Genomic DNA, 22,684 nt, shown 5'->3' with positions numbered 1-22,684 from the left:
TCACGCTAAGTGGCAGCTTCAGGCCCTACGACCAGAAATCGGAAAGATCACCCGGAATGACTAGGGAGCCCTCCCGCACTGTCCGTGCGCGCTAACCCCAAGTGGGGTCTGGTCCACCATTTGTCAGGCCAAAGCGGCCAGGACACGAGGCAGAGCAGCCACGTCCGACTCAAGCCAGGCGACGGACGGCAAGTCCTGCGCGGTGAGCCAGCGGAACTCGTCATGCGATCCAGTCAGATGCACCTTCGCTCCGGGACCGAGCTCCGCCCAGAACAACCGCATCGAGTAGCCGCCCGAAGCTGGCCACAGTTCGAGCGTCGGATGCTCCAGCTCTCCCCCCACCCGCACGTCGATGGAGAGCTCTTCGCGAAGTTCCCTCAGCAGCGCCTGTGTTGGCGTCTCTCCCGACTCAACCTTCCCTCCCGGAAACTCCCACAGACCAGCGAGTGCCGGCGGGGATGTTCGACGAGCCGCGAGTACACGGGTGGGAGATTGAAGAGAGTCCACGATCACGGCACCAACAACAAGACGGCGGTCTGTCACCAACACAGATTGTCACGACACTGGCCTTGTCCCATGACAAGCTCGCCGTCATGAACGGGGAACTCGCCAACGGGCTCTACGAGCTCGTGGAAACGGCCGCCTTGACCGGACGTGTCGACGGCGCACAGGACGCTTTCGCCGAACTAGTCACCATTGCCGACGACGCGCTGGAAGCTGCCGTTGCGGCTCATGTGATGCGTCAGCTTCGCGAACGCCTACGAATGGCAACCGACGCAGAAGAGATCACCGGCATCGCCAACGACGTGCTGCACGTGCTCGGCGCTACAGAGGAAACCATCGACGCCAGCGCGCGGGAGCTCCGGTCGGTCCACCGTGACGCGAAGCGGGTAGGTGGACTCCCCCGCCCGACGGGACGCCTCAGTGAAACCGCATTGCTCACCAACGCCCGAGGCGATGCCTCCATCGGCGCTGAAGTCGGCGCGGAACTCCGCACAGCGGACCGAGTTGACCTCGTCTGCGCGTTCATCCGATGGACAGGACTCCGCACCATCGCCGACTCGCTTCGCGAGGCCCAACTCCGGCGTGTTCCTGTCCGCGTTCTGACCACGACGTACATGGGCGCCACCGAGCGCGAAGCGATCGACCGGCTCGTTGAAGACTTCGGCGCCGAGGTGCGGATCAGCTATGAGACGCAGTCGACGCGTCTGCATGCGAAAGCGTGGCTGTTTCATCGCGACTCTGGCTTCGGCACGGCCTACATCGGCAGCTCTAATCTTTCGCGCGCGGCCATGCTGGATGGCTTGGAGTGGAACGTCCGGGTTTCACACGCCAGGGACCCGCACATCATCGAGAAGTTCGCGACGACCTACGACAGCTACTGGGAGTCGGGCGTCTTCCTGCCCTATGACCCCGCCACCGATGCTGCGACGCTCGATGAAGCTCTGCGCATCGCGGGTGCCAACTCCGGCGGATCGCCGAGCGGCGCTCTGCTGAGCGGACTGGAGGTGACTCCGAGGCCACACCAGACGCGCATTCTCGAGGCACTCGCGAGTGAGCGCGAGGTTCATGGCCACCACCGGAATCTTGTGGTTGCTGCTACCGGTACGGGCAAGACCATCGTCGCCGGCCTGGACTACAAGCGGCTCCGCACCCAGGGTGGCGATCTGGCATTGCTGTTCGTGGCACACCGCCAGGAGATCCTCGAGCAGGCACGGCGCAGCTTCCGCGAGATCCTTGGCGATCCTCACTTCGGCGAGATCTACGTCGGCGGCCAAAAACCGAACCAGTGGAAGCACGTGTTCGCAAGCATCCAGAGCCTGAACTCATTCGGCATCGAGCAGCTGAATCCCCAGCACTTCGACGTCGTGATCATCGATGAGTTCCACCACGCCGAGGCCGTCTCCTACCGGAAGGTTCTCACGCACACGCAGCCTCGGGAGCTCGTCGGCCTGACGGCCACTCCCGAACGCGCAGACGGAGTCAACGTCAGTTCGTTCTTCGACGGACGGATCGCCGCTGAACTTCGCCTTTGGGATGCACTGGACGAAGACCTACTGGTGCCTTTCCACTACTTCGGCGTACATGACGATGTCGACGTCTCGGCGATCGAATGGAAGCGGGGAGGCTACGAGCCAACCGGCCTCGACAACCTCTACACCGGCAATGACGCACGAGCGGAGCTCGTGCTCACCGAGCTGCGCGACAAAGTCATCGACGTCGCATCTATACGAGCACTCGGCTTCTGCGTATCCGTGGCGCACGCCGTCTACATGGCCGAGTACTTCACCGCACGAGGCGTCCCGTCGGTCGCCCTTCATGGCGCCACGCCCGCAGCAGAGCGTCAGGAAGCGGGACGCCGACTCATCGACCGCGACGTCTCGTGCATCTTCACGGTTGACCTCTTCAACGAGGGCGTCGACATTCCTGAGGTCGACACAGTCCTGTTCCTTCGCCCGACGAAGAGCGCGACCGTCTTCCTTCAACAGCTGGGTCGCGGACTTCGACGAAGCGAAGGCAAGTCCGTCCTGACGGTGCTCGATTTCGTTGGCCAGCAACATGCTCAGTTCCGCTTCGACCTGAAGCTCCGCGCACTCACTGGATCCGGACGCAAGGAGCTCGAGCGTCAGATCGAGACAGGTTTCCCCTTCCTGCCGTCGGGATGCAACATCACGCTCGACCAAGTGGCGCAGCGGATTGTGCTCGAGAACATCCGCGCGCAGGTGGGGTTCACGAAGAAGCAGCTGGTCGCCGATGTTCGATCCCACGCAGAGACCGACCTCGCGACCTATCTGGCACGGTCGGGCCGCGACCTGGTGGACATCTACAAGAACTTCTCCTGGACGGACCTGATGTACTCGGCCGGACTAAGCGTCGAGTACAGCCCGCAGACGGACGCGACGCTCCTCAAGCGAGCGCGGGCTTTCGTGCACGTCGACGATCCGGAACGCGCGAAAACCTACGTGCGGCTGCTCTCGCCCGAGTGTCCTCCCTACGATGAACTTCCCGCCCGTGAGCAAACGTATGCGCGGATGCTGTGCTTCACCGTCTGGGCGGACCTCGGCGGCCACTCGACATTCCAGGCGGCGCTGACGACACTGCGGTTGAGTCCGTCGTTCTGCAATGAGGTGGGGCAACTGGTGAACCTCGGCGTCGAATCAACCCGCTCGGCACCTCAGCCACTCGACGGCGACCTCGTGGCGGTGCCGCTGTTCTCTCACGCAACCTACAAACGCGAGGAGATTCTGGCCGCGCTGGACTGGGCGTCTCTGGAGCGACGCGTCAAGGGTGCCGTGACCGGGGTGCAGTGGTGCGAGGAGCGCTCTACCGATGCCTTTTTCGTGAACCTCCACAAGACCGACGACCACTTTTCCGAAACCACGATGTACCGCGACTATGCCCTCGGGCCACAGCTCTTCCACTGGGAGTCGCAGGGCAACACTGCGGCCGAATCGACAGTGGGCAAGCGCTACATCGAGCACCGCAGCCGAGGCACCCACGTTCTCATGTTCACGCGCGATGCCCCGACCAACGAGATCGGTGCTGGGGCGCCGTTCACGTGCTTGGGCTTGGTCGAGTACGTCAGCCACAACGGCTCGAAGCCGATTGCCTTCACGTGGAGACTGCGACGCGAAATGCCTGCAAATGTCTACGCCTCGGCATCTGCGGTGGCGGTCTGAGTCGCACGGGTCTCCCTGCGTCACTCCGCCGCAAATGACCTGAACGGCATCAATTGCGAACGCGCCCCGACTCGTCTGAGTCGGGGCGCGTTCGCACGAACTACGCGATCAGCTGCAGCCGCTGGTGCTGCCGCAGCCCTCGCAGACGTGGCAGGAGCCGGCGGGGCGCATCTTGGTACCGCAGGTCATGCACAGGGGCGAGTCGACCGCGGAGCCGGTGATGGCCTCGAGGAGCTCGGCCGACGTGTGTGCCTGCTTGGGGGCGGGCTTGGCCGTGTCGGCCTGGGCCTGCTCGGCGGTCACGTCGTCAGCGACGGGCGTGGTCGCGGCCTCGGCGGTCGCGGCCTCCTTGAGCGTCTCCGGCTCGGTCTCGACGAGCTCGGCGGCCGTCGAGCCCTTGCTGATCGGCTGGTGGCTGCCCGTGTCGAGGTAGCGCTGACGCTCGTCGGCCGAGTGGATGCCCAGAGCCGAACGGGTGTCGAAGTCGATGTAGTCCAGCGCCAGGCGGCGGAAGACGTAGTCCATGATCGACTGCGCCATGCGGACGTCGGAGTCGTCGGTCAGGCCCGCCGGCTCGAACTTGAGGTTCGTGAACTTCTGCACGAACGTCTCGAGCGGCACGCCGTACTGCAGACCGATCGACACCGCGATCGAGAAGGCGTCCATCACGCCGGCCAGGGTCGAGCCCTGCTTGCCCAGCTTGAGGAACAGCTCGCCCAGCTCGCCGTTCTCGTGCGCACCGGAGGTCATGTAGCCCTCGGCACCGCCGACGCTGAACGACGTGGTGATCGACTGGCGCGACTTCGGAAGACGACGACGGATCGGCTTCTCGACGACCACCGTCTTGACCTCGGCCGCACCCTCGGCGGCCTTGGCCGACGTCTTGTCGTCCTGGCTCTTCTGCGAGGACAGCGGCTGGCCGACCTTGCAGTTGTCGCGGTAGACCGCGAGCGCCTTCAGGCCGAGCTTCCAACCCTGGAAGTAGACGTCGGCGATCTCCTCGACCGTGGAGGTCTCGGGCATGTTGACCGTCTTGGAGATGGCGCCGGACAGGAACGGCTGAGCCGCAGCCATCATCCGCACGTGACCCATGGGCTTGATGGCCCGGTCGCCCACGGCGCAGTCGAAGACCTCGTAGTGCTCGGGCTTCAGGCCGGGCGCGTCGACGACGTGGCCCTTCTCGGCGATGAACTCCATGATCGCCTCGATGGTCTCGCCGGTGTAGCCGAGCTTCTTGAGCGCGATCGGGACCGTCTGGTTGACGACCTGCATCGAGCCGCCGCCGACCAGCTTCTTGAACTTGACCAGCGAGAAGTCCGGCTCGATGCCGGTGGTGTCGCAGTCCATCATGAAGCCGATGGTGCCGGTGGGCGCGAGCACGGACGCCTGGGCGTTGCGCCAGCCGTTCTTCTCGCCGATCTTCAGGTTGTCGGCCCACTGCTTGGTGGCCTCGCGCTGCACGGCGATGTCCATCGAGTGCAGCGTGCGGATGTCGTCGTTGGCGGCGAGGTGCTTGCGCATGACCCGCGTGTGCGGCGTGGCGTTCTGCTTGAAGCCGTCGTACGCACCGACGACGCCGGCCAGCTCGGCCGAGCGACGGTAGGAGGTGCCCGTCATGAGCGACGTGATCGAGGCGGCCAGAGCGCGGCCACCCTCGGAGTCGTACGCCAGGCCCGAGGCCATGAGCATCGCGCCGAGGTTGGCGTAGCCGATGCCCAGCTGGCGGTAGGCGCGCGTGGTGTCGCCGATCGCCTCGGTCGGGAAGTCGGCGAAGCAGATGCTGATGTCCATCGCGGTGATGATCAGCTCGACGCTCTTGACGAACTTCTCGACGTCGAACGTGGTGCCGTCCTCGGACAGGAACTTCATCAGGTTGAGGCTGGCCAGGTTGCAGCTGGAGTTGTCCAGGTGCATGTACTCCGAGCACGGGTTGGACGCGGTGATGCGGCCCGTCTCCGGCGTGGTGTGCCAGTCGTTGATCGTCGAGTCGTACTGGATGCCCGGGTCGGCGCAGGCCCAGGCGGCCTTGGCGACCTTGCCCCACAGCTCGTTGGCGTCGATCTCCTCGATCACCTCGCCGCTGGTGCGGGCACGCAGGCCGTAGGAGGTGTGCTCCTCGACGGCGCGCATGAAGGCGTCGTCGACACGGATCGAGTTGTTGGCGTTCTGGTACTGGACGCTGGTGATGTCGTCGCCACCGAGGTCCATGTCGAAGCCGGCGTCACGCAGGACGCGGATCTTCTCCTCCTCGCGCTCCTTGGTCTCGACGAACTCGACGATGTCGGGGTGGTCGATGTCGAGCACGACCATCTTGGCCGCACGGCGCGTGGCGCCACCGGACTTGATGGTGCCGGCGGACGCGTCGGCGCCGCGCATGAAGGAGACGGGGCCCGACGCGGTGCCGCCGGAGGAGCGCAGCAGCTCCTTGGACGAGCGGATGCGCGACAGGTTGAGGCCGGCACCGGAGCCGCCCTTGAAGATCAGGCCCTCCTCGCGGTACCAGTTGAGGATCGAGTCCATCGAGTCGTCGACGGCGAGGATGAAGCAGGCGCTGACCTGCTGCGGGCTCGACGTGCCGACGTTGAACCAGACGGGGCTGTTGAAGCTGAACACCTGGTGCAGCAGCATGTGCGTCAGCTCGTGCTCGAAGACCTCGGCGTCGGCGTCGGTGGCGAAGTAGCCGTGCTCCTTGCCGGCCGCGGTGTACGTGAGCACGACGCGGTCGAGCAGCTGGCGCAGGCTCTGCTCACGCTCGGGCGAGCCGACGGCGCCGCGGAAGTACTTGGTGGTGACGATCGTGGAGGCGTTGACGCTCCAGAAGTCGGGGAACTCCACACCGCGCTGCTCGAAGACCGTCTCGCCGGTCTTCCAGTTGGTCTGCACGACGTCGCGACGCTCCCACGTCACGGCGTCGTACGGGTGCACGCCCTCGGTCGTGTACACGCGCTGGATGCTCAGGCCCTTGCCGGCCTTGCTCCCGCGCGTCTTGCCGGACTGTGCCCGGCCCGTCGATCCGTCGACCGTCTCCGTCATGTCGTGCTCCTGTGTCGCTGCTGGTGTGTGAAAGGTCGTGCGTCCCGCCCCGCTAGGACGGGACGAGGTGGTTCGGGGTGCTGCCCGTGGGCGGCGGGTGGTCAGGGAAGCTGTCGTGCGGTGTGCTCGGCCAGCTCGCCGTCTGCGGCGCGGGCCATGAGGACGGCGATCTCGGCGGCGAAGTCGTCCACCGAGTCGAACGCCTTGTAGACACTCGCGAAGCGCAGGTACGCCACCTCGTCGAGGCTCTTGAGCGGGTCGAGGATGGCCAGGCCGACCTCGTGGGCCGCGATCTCGGCCGCCCCGCTCTCGCGCAGTGCGTCCTCGACCTGCTGGCCGAGGCGTGCGAGGTCGTCGTCGGAGACCGGACGGCCCTTGCAGGCCTTGCGGACGCCGGAGATGGCCTTGTCGCGGTTGAAGGGCTCGGTGGCCCCCGACCGCTTCAGGACCGTCAGCTGCATCTGCTCGATGGTCGTGAAGCGCTTCTCGCACGCTCCGCAGACCCGGCGACGCCGGATGGCGCCGCCCTCCTCGGCCACCCGGGAGTCGAGCACGCGGGTGTCGGGGTTCTTGCAGAACGGACAGTGCACGACGCTCTCCTCTCGGGCTGATTTCTTCGCGGGATCTGGGGACAACCTGGGGATGCAGACGTGGATGGCCCGGGATTCCTGTGGGTAAGTCCCCCGTCCCTGTGGGACTAGATGTGGAGAACTACATCGGTGTAATCACTAGATGTAGTGGCTACCGTACGCCTGCACACCAGGTCATGCAAGCAAGTCTGACGAGTTGCTCAGACAAATCTGAGAGCTCGATGTTTGCGCAGGTCAGCGGCCTCTCGAGTCACACGAGCCTCAGGTGTCACGGCGTGTCCCGGCCCTCCGGAGGGCTCGCGAACAGCCCCTGCGCGCACCACCGCACCCTGCCGACGGCGCGACCTTCGCCTCTTCCACTCTGGAACAAACAGGAGGATGATGGCGCGATGACCATGCGACTGAACCCCTACCTGAACTTCCGCGACGAGTCCCGCGAGGCGCTCGAGTTCTACCAGTCCGTCTTCGGCGGGACGATCGAGGCGATGACCTTCGGCGAGGCCGGCATGAGCGACGACCCTGCCGTGGCCGACCGGATGATGCACGGGCACCTCGTCACCGACGCCGGCTTCGACCTGATGGCCTCCGACACTCCCCCGGGTGGCGACCAGCCGTCGATGGGCACGGCCATCAACGTCACCCTCAACGGCGACGATCCCCGCATCCGCGACTACTGGGCCGGACTCAGCGAGGGCGCCGAGATCGTGGCGCCGCTCGAGCGTGCGCCGTGGGGCGACGAGTTCGGCCTGCTGAACGACCGCTTCGGTGTGGCGTGGCTGATCAACCTCGCCGCGAGCCAGTAGGTCGCCACCTCGTCCGCACGGCAGCGTCCCTCACATCGGGCGCGGCACCGCCACACCCAGGTGGTCGAGAGCGGCGTCCACGAGCGCGAAGGCCGCGAGACGGCTGCGCGTCGCGTTCGCGAGTGCCTGACGCTTGAGCTCACTGGGCTCCGACCCGCTCACCCGCACGAGGTCGGCACTCTCGTCGACCCAGCGGCTGAACGTCTCCGGCGTCACCTCCGGGTGGAACTGCCAGGCGACCACGCGGGCACCGAAGGCCTCGTCGACGAAGCACTGCGGGCCGAACCACGAGCTGCCGATCACCCGCGCCGTGGGTGGCGGGCTCAGCACGTCCTGGTGGAACTGGCCCCACGGCCCCTCGGGGCAGAGGACCTCGTCGAGCGTGTCGACGCGGCGCCAACCGATCTCGGCGCCGTCGCCGCGGTACGACGTGCCGCCGAGGGCACGGGCCACGAGCTGGGCGCCGTAGCAGATGGCCATCACGGGGACACCCGACCCGAGCGCCACCCGCACGACGTCGGACTCCGCCTCCACGACGTGGGCCCAGCGGGGCTCGTGCGCCGAGCGCTCCGATCCGAGGCTGAGGACCAGGTCGACGCCGGTCGCCGACCACGGCGAGTCGATCGCGTCACGGTCGATCCAGGTCAGCTCGGCGCCGTGCTCACGCAACCGCTCCGTGACGTACCCGCCGGAGCGGTCGGTGTCGTCGGCCAGCACGTGCACCTGCAGAGGGCGGTCCGACGAGGTCGGGTCCGCCGGGGTGGGGGCGTCGTTCATGCCCCCATGGTGCCGGACGTGCCCGTCACTCGTAGACGGGCACCGCGAGGTCGGAGCCGAGCTGCAGCGCACCGGCGCTCGGCAGCGAGTTCATGCGCATGATGTCGTCGACCGTGTCGCGCACGTCGCCCTCGGGGTTGGCGTCGGCAGCGATCTGCCAGAGCGTCTGCCCCTCCTGCACGGTGACGACCGTGGTGGCCGGGACCGCGCCGGCGTCGGAGGTGGCGACGGTGGACGAGCCGAGAGCGACGACCGTGACCGCCAGCGCCGCGATCACGGCGAGCAGGAGCACGAGGCGGCCCCGACGGGTCAGCCGGACGGCAGCCGGCTCGGTGGTGCTGCGCGGCGCCGAGGCGATCCCGCGAGAGAACGACGGGGCGAAGCGGCTGGTCTCGTAGACGGTGATGGTGCTCATGGTGACCTCCGGGGAAGGGAGAGGAAGGGGTCTTGGTGTGTCGATCGAGCACCTGTCGATGTCATTCGAACGTCGATGCTCCGGGGGCGGTGGTGCTCCGCGGATCCGACGAACAGATGTTCGATCGAACACGTGTACGACAGTAGGGGAAGGCGCCGACAAAAGCAGCCCCCTTTCGAACAGGAATCCGAACAGGACGCCAGATCGCCCGCCGTTCCAGCGAAAGAATCTTCGACACGGTGTTCGACTGTGACGCGTCGCACGCGCCGGACGGCGTCCTGAGCGCCGTCGCGGGACCCTCGAGCGCACCGTTCGAACACGCGACACGCTGTCGAACATGTGTTTGTAAACGTCCCCGCAGAGGTCTAGCGTGGGGACCATGAGCGACGACAGCACCCTCGACCCCTCCGCCGACGCGCCGCGTCGGGGCCGCCCGAAGGGTTCACGCAACTCCGTGCGTGAGCTGCCCGACGGTCCCGTCGACGAGATGACCGGCCTCACCGGCCGGCAGCAGAAGATCCTGCACTTCATGCGCGACCAGATCGAGCAGCGTGGCTACCCGCCCAGCATGCGCGAGATCGGTGGCGCCGTCGGCCTGGCCAGCACCTCCTCGGTCGCCCACCAGCTGCGGGTCCTCGAGCGCCTCGGCTACGTCAAGCGCGACCCGAACCGCCCGCGCGCGATCGAGATCTTCCTGCCCGAGGTGGTCAAGGCGCGGCGCACGCTCAGCTCGGCCGACGACTCCGAGGTCGACGAGACGGGCTTCGGCGACCAGCGCCCCGAGGCCACGTACGTGCCCATGCTCGGTCGCATCGCCGCGGGCGGTCCGATCCTGGCCGAGGAGCAGGTCGAGGAGATCTTCCCGCTCCCCCGCTCCCTCGTCGGCGACGGCACGCTGTTCCTGCTCGAGGTGCGCGGCGACTCCATGGTCGACGCGGCGATCTGCGACGGCGACTACGTGGTCGTCCGCCAGCAGCCGGTCGCCGAGAACGGCGAGATCGTCGCCGCCATGCTCGACGGCGAGGCCACGGTCAAGACGTTCCAGCGCAAGGACGGCCAGATCTGGCTGCTGCCGCACAACGATGACTACTCCCCCATCGACGGCAACCACGCCACGATCCTGGGCAAGGTCACCACGGTGCTGCGCCGCCTCTGACACCCACCGTCGGCGCTCATCACCCACGAGGCCCTCTCCCGTTCACGGGAGAGGGCCTCGTCGTGCCACGACTCGGGCGCTGCCGAGCGAGCCGTGCTCAGCTGCGGAAGTTGAGCGTTCCGACGCTGTAGGACTTGCCGGCCGTGACCCGCTTGGTCTGCGTGCCCTTGTGGGTGCGACCGATCCCGCGCCAGGAGTCACCGTTGACCAGGACCCGGTAGTTGCCCGACTCGAGGCCGCGGATGACGAAGCGGCCCGAGGAGCTCGTGTACGCCGAGCGCATCACGAGCACGCCCTGCGTGGAGTACACCGAGACCAGCATCTCCTTGTTGCTCTTGCCGCCGATCCGCGAGACCTTGCCCGAGATCGTGGCGCCCTTGCGCAGCTTGGAGGTGTTCGACGTGGCGTCGCCGTTGTTGATGGTGACGAGCTTGTAGTCACCGGCGCTCTGCGCCACGCAGGCGTCGCGGTACATCCAGCCCTTGTAGCCGCTCGGCGGCTTCTTGGCCTTGAAGCCGTAGCGGTACGACGTCTCGTACTCGGGGTAGGCGCCGTTGACGGTCTTCCAGCGCTCGCTGCCGCGCTCGCCACCCTTGTGGTAGAGGTAGTTGTCCTTGTAGATGCTGGGGTACCAGGCAGAACAGCCCGTCCGTCGCCCGACCTCGACCCAGTACTTGCCGTTGCGCAGACCCTCGAACTGCTTGAAGCCCGAGGAGTTGGCGTGGCCGGCCGTGATGATCGGGCGGTCCAGGATCTTGGTGCCGGGCACGTACTCGCGGACCGTCGTCCAGGTGTCGTGCGGCTTGATCGACGACGTGTAGGTCGCGTCGGTGTCGAAGCCGAGCGCGTGCTTGCCGGAGTCGAGGTTGGCGGAGATGGTGGCCGACAGGCCGCCGGTGCCGTAGGAGATCAGGTCGTCGTCGCTCGCGGAGTAGGTGTACTTCGTGGCGGCGTTGCAGCTGGCGTACTGGCGCCCGCCCGTCGTGATGACGCCGGCCCGGTTGGTGCCCTCGTGCGAGACGAGGTAGCGCGAGTCGCCGTTCTGGCTCACCGGGAGGAACGTGATGTCGTAGCCGCCGGACCCCGACGTCGTGTCGGCGCCGTACTCGTTGGCACAGAAGGGCACGTCGAGACCGCGCAGGTCCGAGGCGCGCGTCGGCCGGGTGACGGGCGGGGCGATCACGCGCACGTCGGTGCCGGTGGACCCGGCCCCGCTGAGCGTGCCGGCGATCCGGCCGAACCGGAAGTCGGCCACGAAGTCGTTGTACTTGGTCACCGAGGCCGCGTGCGCCTCGCTGACGCGCTTGCCGCCGCCGGTGGGCCGTCCGTCGGTCCCGCGCCAGAACCACTCGCGGACCGTGCCGTCGACCCGCGCCCGGATGCTCAGCCGGTAGCCGTAGGACGCGGCGTTGTTGGTGCCGAGCGAGACGGCACCGAAGTCGTAGGTGCCGTTCGACGCGACGTCGACGGTCTTGAGACGACGCGAGACGAGTCCGCTGACGTTCCAGCTGGTCACCTGCACGTCGGTCACGCGGCTGCCGAGGCCGGGGCCCGACACGGTGCCCTTGAGGTTCCGGCTGGCCTGGGTCCGCTCCAGCGTGATGGTCTTGTCACGCGCCGAGGCACCCGAGGGGTAGACCCGCAGCGTGCGCTCGAAGGTGGTCCCCTGCTGGCCGGGGGCAGAGCCGAGGCCCGTCGGAGCCGTGTTGCCCTCGTCGCCCAGCCAGTAGACCGTGATGTAGCCCGCACTGTTGCCCTTGATGCTGTACGGCCAGTTGACGTACCGGGTCTGGCCCAGGATCGCCGCACGACCGGAGCAGGTCTTCGACCCGTTGCAGCGCGCGTAGATCTTGACCGGACGGTGTCCGGCCGAGTTGGGCGAGCCGACGGCGACGATGTTCGACCGCGCCTCGATTCCGGTCGCGGCCTGGGCGGCGGAGGCGCTCAGCCCGACGAGGGCGCCCGTCGCGACGAGCACGGCAGACAGCAGGACGGCGGTACGACGGAACATCAATTCCCCGAGAACTTCGATGGCAGGACCGCTGCACTGTACCAAGCCCGGGCCTGGTAGCCCGGTTCCGTCGTCAGCCCTTGAAGCGCAGCGTGCCGGCCGAGACGTTCTTGCCCGCCTTGGCCTTCACCGACTTCTTGCCGGAGAACGAGCGGCTGATGCCGCGCCAGGAGTCCGCGTTCACGACGATCTTGTAGGAGCCGCTCGCCAGGCCGCGGATCACGAAGCCACCGCTGCGGCTGCTGTAGGCCGAGCGCAGCACCTTCTTGCCGTCGGTGGAGTACGCGGTCACGAGCATCTCCTTGTTGGACTTGCCGCCCACACGGGTGACCCGCCCGGAGATGGTGCCGCCGCGGGGGTTCGTGACGTCGACCGTCCGGTCGCCCGCACCCACCGTGATCAGCACGTACTTGCCCGCGCCCACGGCCTTGCACACGTCGCGGTACATCCAGCCCTTGTAGCCCTTCGGGGGGTTCCGCTTCACGTAGCCGTAGCGGTAGGACGTGGAGTACTCCGGCACGCTGCCACCCACGGTCTTCCAGCGCTCACTGCCTCGCTCGCCACCCTTGTGGTACAGGTAGTTGTTGGAGTAGATGCTGGGATACCAGGCCGAGCAGCTGGTCCGGCGACCCACCTCCACCCAGTACTTGCCGGGGCGCGCGGCGAACGTCTTGTTGCCGCTGCTGTTGGCGTAGCCCTCGGCCACGATCGGCGACTCGAGGATCTTGCGGCCCACGGAGTACTCGCGCAGCGTGGTCCAGCGGTCGTGGACCGAGCCACCCTTCAGCGTGTTGCCGTTGATCGTGAGGCTGCGCTGGTCCGCCGACGTGCTCACGTCGCCCACCGGGAGCGTCTCGGATCCCGAGGGGAAGCCGAGCAGGTCGGACATGTCCCGCGTGTACTTGATGGCGGCCTGGCAGCTGTCGACGACGTTGCCGTCAGAGATGATCACGGCGCCGCGCAGTGCGCCGGCCGGCTCGAAGTCGACCATGTAGCGGTACCGCACCGCGTCGGGGCGCGGGACGAACGTGACCGAGTAGCGGCCGGCGTCGTCGGTGCGCACGCGCCCGAACTCGTTGGCGCAGTAGGGCACGTCGAGACCGCGCCGGTCCGACGAACGGCTCGGGTAGGACGGCGGCGGGGTGAGCACGCGGACGTCCGCACCCGCCGAGCCGGTGCCCGTGAGGCGCCCGCTGACCGTGCCGTAGGCGAAGTCCGCCTGGAAGTCGCCGGCCTTCTGCACACGCACGACGGCGGCGTCGCGGATCCAGCCGCCACCGCCGTCGGCGAAGCCGGACCCTGTGGTGCTCCCCCGCCAGAACCACTCGCGCTCGGTGCCGTCGACCACGGCCGAGACGCTCAGGCGGTAGGCCGCACCGGGACTGTTGTTGCGGCCGAGGGCCGAGGAGCCGATGTCGAAGCGCCCGTCGGAGCCGACGGGCGCCGTGCTGACCCGGCTGCTGCGCAGGCCGCTGACGACCCACTTGGAGACCTGCAGGTCCTTGATGCGCGACGACGCGGGACCACGAACCTGGCCCTGGATCCGACGGCTGTAGATGCGCGGCTCGAGCCAGATCGACTTGCTCTTCTTGGACGCACCCTTGGGGGTCCAGGTGAAGGTCCGCTTGAACGCGTCGACCTTGCCGAGCTCGGTGGGCTGGGCCGCCGCCTTGTTCCAGTAGGCCTTCAGGTAGCCGCTCTTGCCACCCTTGATCGAGTACGACGTGGTCTTGGCCAGACCGTCCTGCACCAGCGTGGCCGTGCCCGAGCAGGTCTTGGAACCCTTGCAGACGGCGTAGAGGTAGAGGGGGTGGTGACCCGTGGAGTCAGGGCGCTCCACGGCCACGACGTTGGAGCGGACCTCCAGACCGGTGGCGGCCTGGGCCGTCGACGGCACCGCCACGACGAGGGTGGAACTGACGATCAACGCGACAGACGCGGCAAGACGGCGCATGGAGCCCCGAGCCCTTCATACGTGGGAATGACGGCTCAGCGTACCCCGCCCGGACCGTCTGCGGTTGCCATCTGGGCGAACGGCCGACGCGTCGTCAGTCGTCGAGCCGACGGAGCGCCCCGAGCACGGCGTCGCGGTCGGTCGTGCGCCACAGCGGAGGCAGCGAGGCGGCGAGGAACGACCCGTAGCGTGCCGTGACGAGTCGGGGGTCGAGCACGGCCACGACGCCCCGGTCGGTGGTGCGTCGGATCAGCCGCCCGGACCCCTGCGCCAGGAGCAGTGCGGCATGGCTGGCCGCCACGGTCATGAACCCGTTGCCGCCGCGCTTCTCGACCAGACGCTGCCGTGCGCTCATGAGCGGGTCGTCGGGCCGCGGGAACGGGACCCGGTCGATGATCACGAGCCGGCAGGTGTCGCCCGGCAGGTCGATGCCCTGCCACAGGCTGAGCGTGCCGAACAGGCTGGTGCGCTCCTCCTCGGCGAAGCGCCGCGTCAGCTCGGACAGCTGTGCGTCGCCCTGGCAGAGGATCTCGTGGTCGGTAAGGCGCGTGCGCACCCCCTCGGCTGCGGCCTCCGCCGCACGTCGCGACGAGAACAGCCCCAGCGTCCGGCCACCCGCGGACTCCAGCAGGGCGGCGATCTCGTCGAGCTGGGCATCGGTGATGCCGTCGCGACCCGGCGGCGGCAGGTGCTTGGCGACGTAGAGGATGCCCTGGCGTCGGTAGTCGAACGGTGAGCCGACGTCGAGACCGGTCCACACCTCGGTGTCCCCGGGGCGGAGCCCGACGGCCGCGGCGACGGGGTCGAATCCACCGCCGACGGTGAGCGTGGCGCTCGTGAGCACCACCGTCTTCTCCTCGAAGAGCTTGTCGCGCAGGCTGGCCGAGACGTCGACCGGAGCGACGTGAAGCACCGGACCGCGGGTGTCGGAGAGCCACAGCACCTCCGTCTCGCGCAGGCTCGCCATGCGGTCGGCGACGAGACGCACCTCCTCGAGCCCGGCCTTCGCCTGCTGGCGGGAGGCGTCGGCCTCGCCGTCGGACTTCTCTCGCGGGAAGGCGGACAGGCAGGCGCGGGCCATGTCGCGGACCCGCGCGAGCGCCTCGGCCAGCTCGTCGTCGAACACGTCGATGCGGCCGACGTCGACGCGGGCCAGGGCGGCCGCCAGGGCGTCGGCAGCCTCGTTGAGGTCGTCGGTCTCTCCGTCGGTGTGGGGGCGGGCGCGCCGGGCGGCGCGCTCGATGCCCGCCGGGTCGAGGTCGGACGTGGCGGCCTGCGTGACGCGGGCGGCGAGCTCGTGCGCCTCGTCGACCACCACGGCGTCGTACTCGGGGAGCATCGGCACGCCGTCGATCGCGTCGATGGCCAGGAGCGCGTGGTTGGTGACGACGACATCGGCGTGCTGGGCGGACTCGCGGGCCAGCTCCGCGAAGCACTCCGCGGCGTGCGGGCAGCGCGTGGCACCCACGCACTCGCGGTGGTTGACACTGACCTGCCGCCAGGCGCGATCGGTGTGCGACGGCGCGGACTCACGGTCGCCGTGCGCACCGTCGCCACTTCCCGGCTTGCCCGCAAGGTCCTCGGCCCACTCGCGCAGCGCCAGCACCTCTGCGCCGAGGCTTCCCTCGGGCAGGTCGACGAGAGCACCCTGCTCGTCGGGCACGCCCTCGCGCACGCGGTGCAGGCAGGCGTAGTTGGCGCGACCCTTCACGACGGCGTACGACGGCGTGGTGCCCATGGCCTCGCGTGCACCCGCGACCAGGGCCGGGAGGTCACGTTGGACGAGCTGGTGCTGCAGTCCGAGCGTCGCGGTGGAGACCACCACGCGGTCCTGGTGGAGCAGGCTGGGCACGAGGTAGCCGAGCGACTTGCCGGTGCCCGTCCCGGCCTGGACCAGCAGGTGTCGACCCGAGCCGAGGGACTCGGCGACGGCCTCCGCCATGGCCACCTGACCTGGGCGTTCCGTGCCGCCGAGGGCGCCGACCGCGGCGTGCAGGACCTCGCGGACGCTGGGCTCGGCGGAGGGGCTGTCGGACATGGTGGCGAGCCTAGACGGACGCCCCGCGCCGGTCCGGCCCCCGTCCACAGCCGAGTGCGCCGGCGCCGGCGTCGCCCGGCCTCAGAGCTCGTTGAGCTGGTGCGCGAGCTCGTCGGAGACGCGGGCGACGAGGTGCGTGCCGTCGGACGCGTGGTCGAGGGTCTCGATCTCGCCGGTCTGGTGCACGAGGCTGAGCAGGTCGCCCCGGTCGTAGGGCACCACGACGTCCACCCGGGCCACCGGGCGAGGCAGGTCCGCCTCGACCGCCGCGAGCAGCTCGTCGATGCCCTGGCCCGTGCGGGCACTCACCAGGACCGCGTGCGGCTCGCGGGCGAGCAGCTGCTTGACCATCATCGGGTCGGCGGCGTCGGCCTTGTTGAGCACGATGATCTCCGGGACACCGGTCGCGTCGATCTCGGCGAACACCTCGCGCACCGCAGCGATCTGCCCCTCGGGGTCGGGATGGGACGCGTCGACGACGTGGAGCACCAGGTCGGACTCGGCCACCTCCTCCAGCGTGGAGCGGAACGCCTCGACGAGCTGGTGCGGCAGGTGGCGCACGAAGCCGACGGTGTCGGACATCGTGTACACACGTCCGTCGCTGGCCTGGGTCTTGCGGGTGGTGGGGTCGAGGGTGGCGAACAGGGCGTCCTCGACGAGCACGCCGGCGCCGGTGAGCCGGTTGAGCAGGCTCGACTTGCCCGCGTTGGTGTAGCCGGCGATGACGACGGCGGGCACGGCGTTGCGCCGACGCTGGGCCTTCTTGATGTCACGCGTGGTGCGCAGCGCCTTGAGCTCACGGCGCAGCTTGGCCATCTTGGCCTGGATGCGGCGGCGGTCGGTCTCGAGCTTGGTCTCACCGGGGCCACGGCCACCGATGCCCTCACCGCCGGCGGCACGGCCACCGGCCTGGCGCGACAGGTTGCCACCCCAGCCGCGCAGACGCTGGGTCTGGTACTGCAGCTGGGCCAGCTCGACCTGCGCCTTGCCCTCCGCCGACTTCGCGTGCTGGGCGAAGATGTCGAGGATCAGGGCGGTGCGGTCGACGACCTTGACCTTGGTGCGGTCCTCGAGGTTGCGCAGCTGACTGGGGGCGAGCTCGCCGTCGCAGATGATCGTGTCGGCGCCGGTGGCCTGCACCGCCGCCGTGAGCTCCTCGACCTTGCCGCTGCCGATGAAGGTGGCCGCGTCGGGTCGCTGACGACGCTGGAGCAGCGCGTCGAGCACCTCGGAGCCCGCGGTCTCGGCGAGCAGCTTGAGCTCGGCCAGGGAGTTCTCGGCGTCCTCGGCCGACCCGTCCGTCCACACACCCACGAGGACGACGCGCTCGAGCCGCAGCTGCCGGTACTCGACCTCGGTGATGTCCTCGAGCTCGGTGCGCAGACCGGCGACGCGGCGCAGCGACTGGCGCTCCGCCAGCTCGAGCCCCTCGTGGGCGCCCTCGGTGGCCCGCTGCGACTCCGCGTCGACGTCGGGTCCGGGGGTGGGGGTAGATCGACTCATGCCATCCATTCCATGTCGCCACGGGCGACGATCTCGGCGGGACCGGCCAGCAGCACGCGGCCGTCCGCGGTCCAGGTGACGCGGACCGTGCCGCCGGGCACGTCCACGCGATAGGTCGTGGGCAGGGTGTCGGCCTGCACCGAGGCGGTCGCGACGGCTGCAGCACAAGCACCGGTGCCGCAGGATCGCGTCTCGCCGGAGCCGCGCTCGTGCACCCGCATCGCGATGTGGTGGTCACCGCGGACGTCGACGAACTCGATGTTCACGCCGTCGGGGTACACCCGCGAGTCGTACTCGGGCTCGGTGAGCAGGGAGCCCGCGTCGTCGAGCCGGTCGACGAAGGCGACGGCGTGCGGGTTGCCGGTGCGGACGCCGACGGCCTCCCAGGCGCGCCCGTCGACGACGACCTTGCTGCCCTCGACGAACGTCGCGCCGCCCATGTCGACGACGTAGTCGTCGCCGTCGAGCGTGACGATCTTGTCGCCGTCGCGGGTGCCGACCACGACCGGCTCGCCCCCGGGCACGAGTCCTTCGTCGAGCAGGTGCCGGGCGAACACGCGGACGCCGTTGCCGCACATCTCGCTGACGGTGCCGTCGGCGTTGCGGTAGTCCATGAACCACTCCCCTGCGCTGGCGGCGGCCTGGGGCTCGTCGAGCGCGGCCGACCGCACCACACGGAGCACGCCGTCGGCGCCGATGCCGGTGCGTCGCGCGCACAGCGCCGCCACGAACGCGGGATCGAGGTCGCCGTGCACCGTGCCGTCGTGGTCGGGGAGCAGGACGAAGTCGTTCTCGGTGCCGTGCCCCTTGAGCCAGGGGAAAGTCATGACACCAGTCTACGGCCGCGGGCCCGACGGATCCGCGGCGTCGCCGGGCTCCCCACCCCGTGCCACGTGGTCCAGCGCGCGGGCCAGCAGGTCGGGCTCGTCGTGGGGCAGCCAGTGCACCCGCGGGTCCTGGTGGAACATCCGGTCCTGTCGCCGGGCGAACGCACGGGTGCCCCGCACGGTCTCGGCGCGGGCCTCCTCGTCGCTCGCCTCCCCACGCAGCAGCGCGAGCACCTGCTGGTAGCCGATGGAGCGCGACGCCGTGGGCGAGCCGTCGATCCCGGCATCGAGCAGGCCGCGCACCTCCTCGACGAGTCCTTGCTCCCACATGGCATCGACCCGACGCGCGATGCGCTCGTCGAGCACCGGACGCGGGACGTCGAGGCCGAGCAGGGTCACGTGTCGGTAGATCGAGCGGTGAGCCGGAAGACTCGCGACGAACTGTCGGCCGGTCATCTCGGTGACCTCCAGCGCGCGCACGAGCCGGCGGCCGTTCGAGGGGAGCACCTGGTCGGCAGCCTCGGGAGCCACCCGCCGCAGCTCGGCGTGCAACGCCTCGGCCCCCTCGGTCTCGAGCCGACGCTGGTAGCGCTCGCGCACCTCGGGGTCCGTGCCGGGGAACTCGAAGTCGTCGATCACGGCCCTCACGTACAGCGACGACCCGCCGACGAGCACCGGCGTCACGCCACGACGCAGACAGTCCTCGATCGTGGCGCGGGCGTCGCGCTGGAAGGTCGCCACCGACGTCGGCTCGTGCACGTCGAGCACGTCGAGCAGGTGGTGCGGGACGCCGCGCCGCTCGGCCTCGGTGACCTTCGCGCTGCCGATGTCCATGCCACGGAACAGCTGCACGGCGTCGGCGTTCACCACCTCGCCACCGAGGGCGAGCGCCAGGTCGACCGCCAGCGCCGACTTGCCCGACGCCGTCGGACCGACGACGACCACGATGCGATCGAGGCTGCTCACCCGTGGAGTCTTTCAGTAGCCTCGGGGCAAGCGGGGCAGTGCGCCCCTGGACCGAGGAGAGATCTGATGGGCTTCCTGGACAAGCTGAAGAAGAACGCCCCCGAGCTCAAGGCGAAGGCCGCCGAGCTGGCGAAGACCCAGAACGACAAGATCGACCAGGGCATCGACAAGGCCGCCGGTCTCGCCGACAAGGCGACCAAGGGCAAGTACACCGGAAAGATCGACGGCGCGGCCGGCAAGGCGAAGGACGCCGCCGACAAGCTCGCCGAGGAGGACCGGGGCGGCGGACCAGCCGGACCCCGCGGCCGCGCCTGAGCCTGCGCTAGGAGACGTTCCACTCGGCGACGAACCAGCCGACGCCGAGCGGCGCGTCGTCGAGGTGCAGGCGAGCCTCGACCCCTGAGCCGTCGACCGGCGCACCCTCGGTGGCGTGCAGTCGAGCGGACACGGCGTCGCCCACCGTTCGCCATGCCGGTGCACCTGCGCACAGCAACGAGTCCGCGAGCTCGAGGTCGATGCCGCCCAGCGCATCGGCGTCACCATCGGCCAGTGCCGCGGCGATCGTGGCGTCGAACGGCTCGGCCCGGTCGTCGAGGTGTCCGGGCGCCCGCTCGGAGCGCCTGGCCGAGCCGTCGGCCATGACGAGCACGGCGGAGTCGTCGAGGTCGGACGCGTGAACCTCGTGCACGTACACGCGCGAGCCCGTCCAGCCTGCTTCGTCGAGCAGCCACGCACCGACGGTGTGGGCCAGCCCGAGCCCGCCGTCGGGGCCGCCTGCGGTCACGTCGATCCCGTGCGGCGCCAGCGAGCCACCGGCTCGCTCGTCCGCCGGAGCCGGCGGTGCCTCGCACCCGACCACGAGCACGCGGGCCGGGGCGTCGTCGACGAGCCTGCGGACGGCCGCGAGCGCCTCGACCCGCACCGCGTCCATCTCGCTGACGTCACCGACCAGAGCACCTGCGGCGACCAGGGGTGAGCAGGGGCAGAACACGACGCTGGGCACGGGGCGAGCGTAGGCGGTGCGCGCTCGACCCGCCGGACGAGCGCCCCCGTGGCACCATGACCTGGTGCCCGCCTACCTGCCCGACGAGGACGCGTGGCGGTACGACCTGCCGCCGGTGTCTCCCGGGTGGCGGTGGATGGCTCTCCTGGCACCGCTGGTGGCGCTCGCCGTGGCTGCGGCCGCCACGTTCTCCCTGCTGCACTCCCTCGAGGAGGACGAGCGCGGCTACCTCGACGACCCCGAGGTGACCGGCGTCGTCACCATCGCCTGCGCGATCATGACGTCGACCGTGGACGGACTCCGGGTCGGTGGGCCGCCGCGACGACAGGCCGCCGTGCTGGCCGACCAGAACCTCGCGGTCGAGCGGATGATCGACACGGTGCGCCGCATCGACGCGTCCGACCGTCGGTCCGACCGCCCCCTGGACGCGTGGCTCGAGGACTGGGACAGCCTCCTGCGTGCCCGTGACCGCTACGCCCGTCAGGTGAGCACCGGCTTCGACGCGACCTTCCGCGTGCCCACCGGACCCGACGACCGTCCGGTCGTCGAGCGGATGGACCGCGCCGCCGAGGGCACCTGCCGCGTGCCCGACGTGCTGGTCGACCCGTTCTCCGCCGGAGACCAGGACGTCTGACGCCGCAGCGCTCGAGCGTGCCCGCGCCTAGGCCTGAGCGGCCTTGGCCTCGGCCTTCTTGGCCTTCTTGAACTGCCGGACCTTCTGCAGCGAGTCGGCGTCCACGACGTCGGCGACCGAGCGGTAGCCCTTCTTGGCGTAGTCGCCCGAGGCCTTCGTCCAGCCCCGCGGCTTCACGTCGAGTTGCTTGGCCAGCAGGGCCGTGAAGATCTTCGCCTTCTGCTCGCCGTAGCCCGGGAGCGCGGTGAGCCGCTTCATGAGCACCGGCGCGCTGCCGACGTCGGACCAGATGCGCGAGGCGTCGCCGTCGTACTCGTCGACCACGACCTTGGCGAGCGCCTGCACGCGCCCGGCCATGGACCGGCCGTAGCGGTGGATCGCCGGCGGGGTGGCGCAGAGGTCGGCGAAGGCGTCGGGCTCGGCGTCGGCGATGGCGGCGGGGTCGAGCGTGCCGAAGCGCTCGAGGATCTTGGCCGGCCCGCGGAACGCGTGCTCCATCGGGTACTGCTGGTCGAGCAGCATCCCTACGAGCAGCGCGAACGGGTCGTCGCTGAGCACGCGGTCGGCTGCGGGGTCCTGCGCGATCGTCACCATGCACCCATCATCCCAGGTCGAGCGGACCGCGACGGGGCGTGGCGGGTCAGACCGGCTCGGTGAGGGCGAGGAGCATCCGCGGCAGGGTCGTGCGCAGCGTGTCGATGTCGACCGGACGGTCGTCGACGAGCGAGCTCAGCACCATGGCGTCCCACATGCCCATGAGGATCACGCTGACGTCCTTGACGTCGAGGGTGAGGCGCAGTCCCACCGCCTCGAGCGCGACGGTGAGGACGTCGGAGATGCCGTCGATGACCTCGTGCCACCAGCCGACGAACACGTCGCCGCCGACGTCGCCGCGCAGTCCGCGCGTCTGCAGCTCGAGATGGAGCAGGAACATGTCGAGGTCCGGCGGCTGCAGCAGCACGAAGCGCTCGAGGATCGCGCCGGCGGCTTCCTCCGGCTGCAGTCCCGCGAGCGTGGAGGGGTCGGCCGCCTCCTTCAGGGTCCGGAGGATGGCCTCCTTCTCGCGCATGACCAGGGCGACGACGAGATCGTTCTTCGAGTCGAAGTTGGAGTAGAACGCGCCGCGGGTGTAGCCGGCCTCCTCACACAGCCGCTCCACCGAGACACCCTGCAGACCCTCGCGGACCAGGAGCGTGCGCGCGGCGTCGAGCAGACGCTCACGCGTGGCGGCGCGGCGGCGCGACACGGGATCCGGGCTCGAGGCAGACGTGGTGGACACGACACTCAGGATACA

The 22,684-nt window shown here is 69.2% G+C and carries 19 protein-coding genes; 5 read left to right on the top strand and 14 right to left on the bottom strand.

Features of this window, described 5'->3' with window-relative positions:
• Window positions 1-123: 123 nt before the first annotated feature.
• Window positions 124-543, bottom strand: a complete 420-nt coding sequence (locus tag ASF38_RS14985; RefSeq protein WP_082480810.1) for a (deoxy)nucleoside triphosphate pyrophosphohydrolase — start codon at window positions 541-543, stop codon at window positions 124-126.
• A gap of 50 nt (window positions 544-593) precedes the next feature.
• Here ASF38_RS14985 and ASF38_RS14980 point away from each other — a divergent pair, with 50 nt between their 5' ends.
• Entirely contained in the window at window positions 594-3,680 is a 3,087-nt protein-coding gene (locus tag ASF38_RS14980; protein WP_056577030.1) for a DUF3427 domain-containing protein, read from the top strand.
• Between the two features lie 108 nt (window positions 3,681-3,788).
• Here the strand turns inward: ASF38_RS14980 and ASF38_RS14975 are convergent, their stop codons facing one another.
• On the bottom strand, window positions 3,789-6,713 hold the full coding sequence (locus ASF38_RS14975; protein ID WP_056577027.1) for a vitamin B12-dependent ribonucleotide reductase: 2,925 nt from the start codon (window positions 6,711-6,713) through the stop codon (window positions 3,789-3,791).
• 101 nt (window positions 6,714-6,814) lie between these two features.
• A complete protein-coding gene (nrdR, locus tag ASF38_RS14970; RefSeq protein ID WP_055967602.1) occupies window positions 6,815-7,303 on the bottom strand; it encodes a transcriptional regulator NrdR in 489 nt (162 codons plus the stop codon).
• 389 nt (window positions 7,304-7,692) lie between these two features.
• On the opposite strand from nrdR, the gene ASF38_RS14965 reads away from it, so the two are divergent.
• Window positions 7,693-8,106 carry a VOC family protein gene (locus ASF38_RS14965; RefSeq protein ID WP_056577024.1) on the top strand — a complete coding sequence of 138 codons (414 nt, stop codon included), beginning with the start codon at window positions 7,693-7,695 and terminating at the stop codon, window positions 8,104-8,106.
• 30 nt (window positions 8,107-8,136) lie between these two features.
• On the opposite strand, the gene ASF38_RS14960 is transcribed toward ASF38_RS14965, so the two are convergent.
• Both ASF38_RS14960 and ASF38_RS14955 read right to left on the bottom strand, forming a co-directional pair.
• Window positions 8,137-8,883, bottom strand: coding sequence for a type 1 glutamine amidotransferase (locus ASF38_RS14960; RefSeq protein WP_056577020.1), 747 nt, complete (start codon window positions 8,881-8,883; stop codon window positions 8,137-8,139).
• Between the two features lie 25 nt (window positions 8,884-8,908).
• Window positions 8,909-9,298 carry a LysM domain-containing protein gene (locus ASF38_RS14955; RefSeq protein ID WP_082480785.1) on the bottom strand — a complete coding sequence of 130 codons (390 nt, stop codon included), beginning with the start codon at window positions 9,296-9,298 and terminating at the stop codon, window positions 8,909-8,911.
• A 379-nt stretch (window positions 9,299-9,677) separates the two neighbouring features.
• Between ASF38_RS14955 and lexA the strand changes: the two genes are divergently transcribed.
• Window positions 9,678-10,454, top strand: coding sequence for a transcriptional repressor LexA (gene lexA, locus ASF38_RS14950; protein WP_055968558.1), 777 nt, complete (start codon window positions 9,678-9,680; stop codon window positions 10,452-10,454).
• A gap of 97 nt (window positions 10,455-10,551) precedes the next feature.
• On the opposite strand, the gene ASF38_RS14945 is transcribed toward lexA, so the two are convergent.
• From ASF38_RS14945 to miaA, 6 genes are all read right to left on the bottom strand, one after another.
• The gene (locus ASF38_RS14945) at window positions 10,552-12,465 is read right to left on the bottom strand and encodes a hypothetical protein (RefSeq protein WP_056577017.1); all 1,914 of its coding nucleotides are present in this window, start codon (window positions 12,463-12,465) and stop codon (window positions 10,552-10,554) included.
• Window positions 12,466-12,538: 73 nt separating this feature from the next.
• Window positions 12,539-14,392: a carboxypeptidase-like regulatory domain-containing protein gene (locus tag ASF38_RS14940; protein WP_162237364.1), complete on the bottom strand. Its 1,854-nt coding sequence runs from the start codon at window positions 14,390-14,392 to the stop codon at window positions 12,539-12,541.
• Between the two features lie 121 nt (window positions 14,393-14,513).
• Window positions 14,514-16,457 (bottom strand): ATP-dependent DNA helicase, encoded by a 1,944-nt coding sequence (locus ASF38_RS14935; protein ID WP_056577012.1) that lies wholly within the window; start codon window positions 16,455-16,457, stop codon window positions 14,514-14,516.
• Between the two features lie 81 nt (window positions 16,458-16,538).
• Complete coding sequence (gene hflX / locus ASF38_RS14930) at window positions 16,539-17,960, bottom strand: GTPase HflX (RefSeq protein ID WP_055967586.1); 1,422 nt, start codon at window positions 17,958-17,960, stop codon at window positions 16,539-16,541.
• The gene (dapF, locus tag ASF38_RS14925) at window positions 17,957-18,787 is read right to left on the bottom strand and encodes a diaminopimelate epimerase (RefSeq protein WP_056577010.1); all 831 of its coding nucleotides are present in this window, start codon (window positions 18,785-18,787) and stop codon (window positions 17,957-17,959) included. Before dapF ends, hflX begins: the two co-directional genes overlap by 4 nt.
• A gap of 9 nt (window positions 18,788-18,796) precedes the next feature.
• Window positions 18,797-19,753, bottom strand: a complete 957-nt coding sequence (gene miaA, locus ASF38_RS14920; RefSeq protein ID WP_056577007.1) for a tRNA (adenosine(37)-N6)-dimethylallyltransferase MiaA — start codon at window positions 19,751-19,753, stop codon at window positions 18,797-18,799.
• Between the two features lie 66 nt (window positions 19,754-19,819).
• On the opposite strand from miaA, the gene ASF38_RS14915 reads away from it, so the two are divergent.
• Window positions 19,820-20,068, top strand: coding sequence for an antitoxin (locus ASF38_RS14915; RefSeq protein WP_055967578.1), 249 nt, complete (start codon window positions 19,820-19,822; stop codon window positions 20,066-20,068).
• Window positions 20,069-20,075: 7 nt separating this feature from the next.
• On the opposite strand, the gene ASF38_RS14910 is transcribed toward ASF38_RS14915, so the two are convergent.
• Window positions 20,076-20,756, bottom strand: coding sequence for a hypothetical protein (locus tag ASF38_RS14910; protein WP_056577004.1), 681 nt, complete (start codon window positions 20,754-20,756; stop codon window positions 20,076-20,078).
• A gap of 64 nt (window positions 20,757-20,820) precedes the next feature.
• Between ASF38_RS14910 and ASF38_RS14905 the strand changes: the two genes are divergently transcribed.
• Window positions 20,821-21,390, top strand: coding sequence for a hypothetical protein (locus tag ASF38_RS14905; RefSeq protein ID WP_056577002.1), 570 nt, complete (start codon window positions 20,821-20,823; stop codon window positions 21,388-21,390).
• 27 nt (window positions 21,391-21,417) lie between these two features.
• On the opposite strand, the gene ASF38_RS14900 is transcribed toward ASF38_RS14905, so the two are convergent.
• Both ASF38_RS14900 and ASF38_RS14895 read right to left on the bottom strand, forming a co-directional pair.
• Window positions 21,418-21,984 carry an HhH-GPD-type base excision DNA repair protein gene (locus ASF38_RS14900; protein WP_055967569.1) on the bottom strand — a complete coding sequence of 189 codons (567 nt, stop codon included), beginning with the start codon at window positions 21,982-21,984 and terminating at the stop codon, window positions 21,418-21,420.
• A gap of 46 nt (window positions 21,985-22,030) precedes the next feature.
• On the bottom strand, window positions 22,031-22,669 hold the full coding sequence (locus ASF38_RS14895) for a TetR/AcrR family transcriptional regulator (protein WP_162237363.1): 639 nt from the start codon (window positions 22,667-22,669) through the stop codon (window positions 22,031-22,033).
• Window positions 22,670-22,684 lie beyond the last annotated feature (15 nt).

This window comes from Aeromicrobium sp. Leaf272, assembly GCF_001422865.1.
Taxonomy (GTDB): domain Bacteria; phylum Actinomycetota; class Actinomycetes; order Propionibacteriales; family Nocardioidaceae; genus Aeromicrobium.
The sequence above is the reverse complement of the archived record's forward strand: the minus strand, read 5'-3'. Positions and strand labels throughout refer to the sequence as shown.